Below are 7006 nucleotides of genomic sequence, written 5' to 3' on the forward strand. Positions count from 1 at the left end.
CTGGCCTTTCCGGAAAGGAATCTGGTTCCGCATCGCTCTTATTGCTCTCTTCATCGGCTGGGGCGGCGCCGGGTTCCCGCAGCCTACATGGTCTTCAGGCAGCAGCACCACGTCAGATGATCTCCCCATGGTTTTTATGCCCGAGGCCCTGCCCGATATGGCCGGGCTGATCATTGCCATCGTCCTCCTGATCATAGCTCTTGCCCTCCTCTTCATGCTGATTGGATCGATCTTCCAGTTCGTCTTTGTTGACTGCATACGAACGGGGAACGTGAAGATACGGGAATATTTCAGCCCGCGTGCCGGGATGGGTACCAGTCTTTTCCTCTTCCAGATTGGAATTGCAGTTCTCTTCCTCGTGCTTCTCGCAGCACTTATCATACCGCTCATCATTCTCGCCGGGGGTCTCGCGGGCCCTGCAGGTGGCATCTCACTGGTACTTACTCTCATTCTCTTCTTCCCGATCCTCATTGTACTTGCAATCATCGTCGGGATTATCCAGCTGATTACTATCGATTTCGTTGTCCCGATCATGATCCAGAAGGACTGTGGGGTGATTGATGGGTGGAAAGAGTTCTACTCGATCATCAGCAGACAGTGGATGCAGGGGATCATCTACCTGGTTGTCAGGTTCTTAGCAGCGCTTGGTGCCGGTGTGGTCATGATCCTCTTCACCCTCCTGGCGCTTGGGATCGTTGCCATCCCCTTTGCTCTCATCGGGCTCTTCCTGTACCTGCTGGTTCAGATGGCAAACCTCTCGTTCCTCCTTCTCCTCCTCATCCCATACCTGATCATCGCAATTCCGGTAGTTCTCCTGATATCGGTACCCTTCGTCACCTTCTTCCGCACCTATTCGCTAGCAGTGCTTGGCAGACTCGATTCAGGCTATGCCCTCCTTCCGGAAGAAGAGCAGGCACCTGCGTGATCATCTTCCCCTTACCTTTTTTACCGCAACCTGACTATACTCTGGACATGAGGAAGTCCCATGCACCCTGATGAGATCGAAACAATCGCCCAGTCCCGCCTCCCCCTGATGAACCCGGTCACGGCTGAGATGATCCTGAGGGCAGGAGAGCTTGCTGCGATCAGTTCAGGCGATAATGTCTACGATATCGGCTGCGGAAACGGCACCCTTCTCTCCCTCTGGGATGATGCATATGGTATCCGGGGAACCGGTATCGAACTGAGAAAGGAATCGGCTGCCGCTGCAAAGAGAGCAGTTGATGAAAAAGGGGCGGCAGATCGGATTCAGATCATTGAAGGCGATGCCGCAGCATGGGAGCCGGATGAACAATCTGACTGTACTGTTGCCATCGGCTCTGCCTTCATCTTCGGGGGTGTAGTGCCCGCCCTCGCTCATTGTGAAGCGATCACCAGACCCGGAGGCAGTATTGTTATCGGGGATCGCTACTGGCAGAGCGCCTCTGTTCCGCCGGAATTTGCGGTCCAGTGGCAGGAGATCCCCACTGAATACGGCCTTGTAGCCGCCGCCCGTGATCTCGGGCTCAGGTTACGGGCTGTGATCAGGGCATCTCCTGATGACCATGACCGCTACGAGAGCGCCATCTGGCGGCAGTGTATCAGGTGGCTTGACGAACATCCTTCACATCCTGAGCGGGAGGAGATTGAGGAGTACCTCTGCAAAATCCAGGATGAATATCTCGTCTATGGAAGGGAAGCCTTTGGATGGGCGATATGGATCTTTGGAAAGGGTGCCGAATGATGGTCCGGGGGAGTCAGCCTGGTATTTGAATGCAGCCAGTGCGGCGACTGTTGCAGCCATCTTGGTCTTGTCCATACCATAGAAGCCGATCTCGGCAATCTACGGTATATTGTTTTGAACCGTTATTCCGGCGAGAGGACAACTGTTACGATCGATCCCGACAAAACCGCCCTCTTTCTGGATAAGAATCTTAAGAAGAGCACCTTTCTAGATCGCCCGGAAGCATGCCCCTTCTTCCGGTTCATCCCAGAGGAAGAGAAAGGCTACTGCTCTGTCCATGCAACACGACCCGAGATATGCCGTGATTATGGATGCTGGCGCATGCTCATCCTTGATAGTAGCGGGAGGCGGGCAGGGCGGATCATGGAATCCCGCCATCTCGGATCAGATGATCCGGTTCTCCTTGCCATCTTTGCAGAAAGAGCTCATCTTCTGGAGAAACTATCTGATTTTGATTGGGATGATGCGGTCATCAGAATGATCAGATCAGCAGGGTATCTGGTGCGTACCTGAGCGGGTCTTTTATTTTCCAAACGACAAATAGATCAGGGTGCAGATCCAAACAGCCCTTCCCGCGCAAATCACCTCATTGCGAAGGCGGATTGCAGAACGCTTCTTCTTTCTAGGGCCGGTCTTCATCCTTGCACTTGAGGTATCCGGGGAATCGGGGCTTGTTGAGATCATCAATGCGGGACTCCATACCGGCTATGGCCTCCTCTGGGTCTTTGCAATCGCGCTCATCTATAAGTATGCCTTTGCCTATGGGATCGCCCGCTATACCCTCTCCACGGGGAAGACGATCTTCTCGGGCCTTCGGTCCATTCCTGGGCCGCGGAACTGGGAGGTCACCTTCATCACGATCATCTATATCCTCGAGATGCTTGCATATGGTGGTTTCCTCATTATCGCGGCGCATTTCCTCTATTACCTGCTCCCCATCGATATTCCGATCCAGGTGATTGCGATTGCAACCCTCGCCATGATCCTCCTTCTCCTCTGGAAAGGCAGCTATGAGCGGCTGGAAAAGGTGATCATCGGGATGATGATCCTCCTCTTTACCGGTATCCTCTTCAGCCTCCTTGCCCTCCATGTCCCGGTAACCGAGGTTGCAGAAGGGTTTATTCCGTACCTGGATCCCCATCAGTATATTGAGATTATGGCTCTCCTCGGGGCGGTTGGTGCCGGGTTGAACCTCCTCCTCTATTCGGTCTGGCTTCATGAGAAGACCGGCGGAAAGCCCTGCACCAGCGATCTTCCCGAGAAGATGCGGATCGTCCGGACCGATCTTCTCATCGGATTTGGGCTTATCGCCTTGATGAGCCTGGTATTTCTGGCGATTGGTGCCAATTACAGCCATTCATTCCATGCCATCGATGAGGGTGTCATCTCGGCCATTGCCGTCTCAACCCATCTCTTTATGACAATACCCCTCGCAGCCCCGGTATTCGTCCTCTCTTCGTTCATTCTGCTTGCGGGTGCAGCAATCTCCGGTATGGACGGGCGTGCGCGTGCGATCTGCGGTATCCTCCGGGAAGCGGGCGGTATTCAGATACCGGCAAAGAAACTGTACCGGCTGATCCTCCTTGCTTTCTCTGTTATCATCCTTGCTTCAATCTATATCGGAAGCCCCGAAGCCGTGATCAAGCATGTCTCTGTCGTCTCGTCGATCCTCTTTGCGGTTATCGGATTTGCCCTCATCTATATTGATAACAATCTTCCCCGGGGGCACCGGGGATCCCGCATCTGGCTTGCCGTCATGGCGATCGGATCCGGTATCTTTTTCCTTGTCGGATTGCTTGAGGAGGCGACGATCCTTGCATTTGGCGTACCGTTGATGGAACGGCTCGCAATGGTTCTCCTCGTCCTCTTCGTCTTTGTCAGATCAGATCTGGCCTCGGCATACCGGAGAGGGGTTGCGACAAAAACCGATCTTCTCTGGCTGATCCTCATCTTTGGAGCACTCTCGATATACGGGACATTCCGGGGCTTCAACTTTGAAGGTGTCCTCCTGAACTTCCGGGATCTCGGGCCGATCATCGCCGGACTCATCGGCGGTCCCATAGCCGGTGCGGCAGCCGGACTCATCGGTGGTCTCTACCGGTATTCGCTTGGGGGCTGGACTGCTCTTCCCTGTGCAATAGCCACGATCGTTGCCGGTATATTGGGAGGTGTGGTCGGGAGGCGATGGCTCCCTTTCACACCGCTCCGTCTTGCCATCCTCGGGGTGGCAGCAGAAGCGCTCCATATCCTTGTAATCCTCCCGCTTCTCACCATCGGGACCCCTTTTTCAGAGATACTGGATGTTATTCGCGCAACACTGCTCCCGATGTCGGTGGTGACCGCGGCCGGGCTGATCCTGTACCTTGTGATCGAGAATCAGTACAAAAAAGAGATTGATATGAAGGATCTCGTCTGCTGGATCAGAAAAGAGATCGATCCGGAGCTTGAGACTGAGAAGGATGATCAGTAAATCAGAGGTACTCGGCCTGCACGGCAAGTACCCCGGCACTATCGACTGCTGCTGCATATTCTGCAAGCGGCTCTGCATTCACCTCGAGGAACCGGATACCAAACGGCACCTTTGAGAGGATCAGCTCTGCCTGATCGCGCTCCCCGAGGATGATCAATGCAGCGGCAAGCGCCTCGACCGACGAGAGGACAAAGGGTTTTCCGAAATTGACCGGGTTTGCTGCGACAAGGAACGGAAGAGCCCTCCGCCCCCGGAAGATCGAGAGCTCTTCCCGTTCAAGCACCTCCCATGAACAGTCGAGGGCGGTGATCGAACGGATCCAACTCCGATCAGCTGGTGAGATGACTACTCCGGCGGTAGGGTCAAGGAGGAGCGTTCCCTTTGGCACCTGTCGGAATGACGGGACAACCCTGACAAAGCCATACCGCTCAAGCCGTTTAATGGTGCACTTCCTGGGATCACAGGTGTTGTCGCGGTACGAGATGAGAGGTATCATGACAGTACTATCTTGCGCTTCATATCACATCAAGCACCGCGATCAATCAATCAATGAGAAGCACCAATAGAGCTGTTATGTATGTGATGGTTGCACCCTGTATCCTCGATCCCTCTCTCCGGGCTGAAGGGATCACACGGGATGAGGATCTCAGGGCATATGCTGCCTGCCTGAAAAGGTGCTCGGCATTCGGGCTTGAGGTTGTTCCGCTTCCCTGCGCAGAGACGCTCTATCTCGGAAGGAACCGGGTTCCCGGGACATTCACGGAGCGGCTGAACACACCTGAATTCGAACTTCTCATTGACCGGCTGGAAATTGAGGTGCGGCAGATCATCCTTCAGCGGGGGGAGCCGCTCTGCATCATCGGAGCAGACTCATCGCCTGCCTGCGGAGTGAACACCACCTGGTACAGCCCTGAAGAGAAAGTGAATCACCGCGGTGTGTTTCTCTCCCGATTCCGGGAAATACCGGCTATTGATGCGTTTGATTTCGCCCGGTACCGGGTCTATCTTGCGTCACCGCTCTTCACAGAAGCCGAACGCCGATACAATGAATTGATCAGGGATCTGCTTGCCACCCATTGTTTTGAGGTCTATCTTCCCCAGGAGGTGGGTCAGGATTCGGCATGCCGCGATAAGGATGCAATAGATCAGATCTTCCAGTCTCACTGTGAAGCACTCAAAACAACAGACTGGATGGTTGCGATTATTGACGGGGCCGATGCCGATTCAGGCACCGCATGGGAGATTGGGTATGCGTATGCAAAAGGGATACCCGTTGTTTCCCTCAGGACAGATTTCAGGAAAGCAGGTCATAACGAGCATGTGAACCTGATGCTGGAGCGATCATCTGTTGTGGTCACCAGAAAAGAGGATCTGCCGCACACCCTCATCTCCCCGCTTCACCACTGAGTCAGCCCTGCTTTGTTGCCATAAGGATCTCCCCGACAGCCCGGAAGAGATCCTCGACCTCATTGAAGACCGGCACCCTGCCTCTCCTGAGGACAGGAAAGCCGGGCTTCACCGAATCCCCTCCGGGAAGGGCAGCAACCACCATATTTGCTGTATGCTCGCCAAACCGAACGATCTCAAGTGCAAGCTGCTTTGGATCTGCTATTGCGGTCGGAGCAGAAATGATGATGGCAATATCCCAGAAATCCTGGTTTTTCAGGAGAATATCAAAGGCCTTTGCAAACCGTTCTGTGGTCGAATCACCGATCATATCGATCGGGTTTCTGCCGCTCCATCCCGGCGGGAGGATCGCATCCATCTCAGCATGTACCCCGTCCGGGAGCATGACGAGATCGATTCCGTTCCTCTCTGCATAATCTGATGAGAGGACCGCAAAACCGCCCGCACTCGTCACGACAACAGCCCGGTTCCCTTTTGGATAGCCCTGCCCTGAGAGTATTGTCCCGATCTGGAACGCGGATCTGATCGAGTCGGCAGGAACCACTCCCCCCTGCCGAAATGCCGCACGATAGGTCTGGTAGTCGCCGGCAAGGGAACCGGTATGGGATGCAGCGGCTGCCCTCCCGATCCGGGATCTCCCGGCCTTGATCGCCACCACAGGTTTCTCTTTTGATACCTGGGAGACAGTCTCAAGGAACCGCTTCCCCTCGCGTATCTCCTCGATATAGAGTATGATTACAGAGGTATTCTCATCTTTTGCGAGGAGATCGATGTAATCGACGAAACTGATATCCGACTGGTTTCCGGCACTGATGATAGCAGAAAACCCGATCTCCTCCTGAATGCTCCAGTCCACAATCGTTGTTATCAATGCCCCGCTCTGTGAGATGAATCCAAAGGGTCCCGGGTTTGCAGAATTGTTGCTGAAGGTTGTATTGATCTGTTCCGGCGGCACCATGATCCCGAGGCTGTTTGGCCCGATGATCCGAAGCCCGTTCTTTCTCGCAATGCTGACGATCTCCTCTTCGAGCAGTTTTCCCTCCTCTCCGGACTCCCGGAATCCAAATGAGATGATGACCGCAGTTCTGACACCCTTCCGGGCACAATCCGAGATTATCGACGGAACTACCGCCGCAGGCACGGCAATCACCGCCATGTCAACCGCTTCAGGAATCTCCGTCACCTTCTGATATGCCCTCCTCCCGAGGATCTCCTGATGTCTGGGGTTTACCGGATAGAGCCTGCCGGGAAAAGAGAGGAGGTTTCTTGTGATTGTATAGCCGATCTTCCCCTGATCAGGGCTTGCGCCGACGACCGCAATTGACCGGGGCTTCAGTATAGCGGGATCAAGTGGCAAAAGAGCCATCTCCTCCTGTTTCTGCTGCTCCCCTTCGATGAACCGGGCA

At 54.4% G+C, this 7006-nt stretch carries 7 protein-coding genes; 5 read left to right on the top strand and 2 right to left on the bottom strand.

Going from position 1 to position 7006, the window contains the following annotated elements; translation table 11 throughout:
- The 4 genes from QCH34_RS04210 to QCH34_RS04225 form a co-directional block, all read left to right on the top strand.
- The coding region (locus QCH34_RS04210) for a hypothetical protein (protein WP_300330585.1) at positions 1-925 on the top strand (925 nt) is incomplete at its 5' end.
- Positions 926-985: 60 nt separating this feature from the next.
- Positions 986-1723, top strand: coding sequence for a class I SAM-dependent methyltransferase (locus QCH34_RS04215; RefSeq protein ID WP_300330587.1), 738 nt, complete (start codon positions 986-988; stop codon positions 1721-1723).
- 18 nt (positions 1724-1741) lie between these two features.
- Positions 1742-2236 carry a YkgJ family cysteine cluster protein gene (locus QCH34_RS04220; RefSeq protein WP_300330597.1) on the top strand — a complete coding sequence of 165 codons (495 nt, stop codon included), beginning with the start codon at positions 1742-1744 and terminating at the stop codon, positions 2234-2236.
- Between the two features lie 37 nt (positions 2237-2273).
- A complete protein-coding gene (locus tag QCH34_RS04225; RefSeq protein ID WP_300330589.1) occupies positions 2274-4193 on the top strand; it encodes an Nramp family divalent metal transporter in 1920 nt (639 codons plus the stop codon).
- Position 4194: 1 nt separating this feature from the next.
- On the opposite strand, the gene QCH34_RS04230 is transcribed toward QCH34_RS04225, so the two are convergent.
- A complete protein-coding gene (locus tag QCH34_RS04230; RefSeq protein ID WP_300330591.1) occupies positions 4195-4689 on the bottom strand; it encodes a DUF367 family protein in 495 nt (164 codons plus the stop codon).
- 86 nt (positions 4690-4775) lie between these two features.
- On the opposite strand from QCH34_RS04230, the gene QCH34_RS04235 reads away from it, so the two are divergent.
- Positions 4776-5600, top strand: a complete 825-nt coding sequence (locus QCH34_RS04235) for a nucleoside 2-deoxyribosyltransferase (protein ID WP_366898316.1) — start codon at positions 4776-4778, stop codon at positions 5598-5600.
- A gap of 1 nt (position 5601) precedes the next feature.
- On the opposite strand, the gene QCH34_RS04240 is transcribed toward QCH34_RS04235, so the two are convergent.
- Positions 5602-7006: CoA-binding protein (locus tag QCH34_RS04240; protein WP_300330595.1), on the bottom strand; the 1405-nt coding region annotated here is incomplete at its 5' end.

Source organism: Methanocalculus sp., assembly GCF_029762515.1.
Taxonomy (GTDB): Archaea; Halobacteriota; Methanomicrobia; order Methanomicrobiales; family Methanocorpusculaceae; genus Methanocalculus.

Bases quoted from the DNA above. Each gene is read 5' to 3' on its own strand.
- QCH34_RS04215 (WP_300330587.1), top strand. From the start codon at position 986: ATGCACCCTGATGAGATCGAAACAATCGCCCAGTCCCGCCTCCCCCTG.
- QCH34_RS04235 (WP_366898316.1), top strand. From the start codon at position 4,776: ATGGTTGCACCCTGTATCCTCGATCCCTCTCTCCGGGCTGAAGGGATC.
- QCH34_RS04230 (WP_300330591.1), bottom strand. From the start codon at position 4,689: ATGATACCTCTCATCTCGTACCGCGACAACACCTGTGATCCCAGGAAG.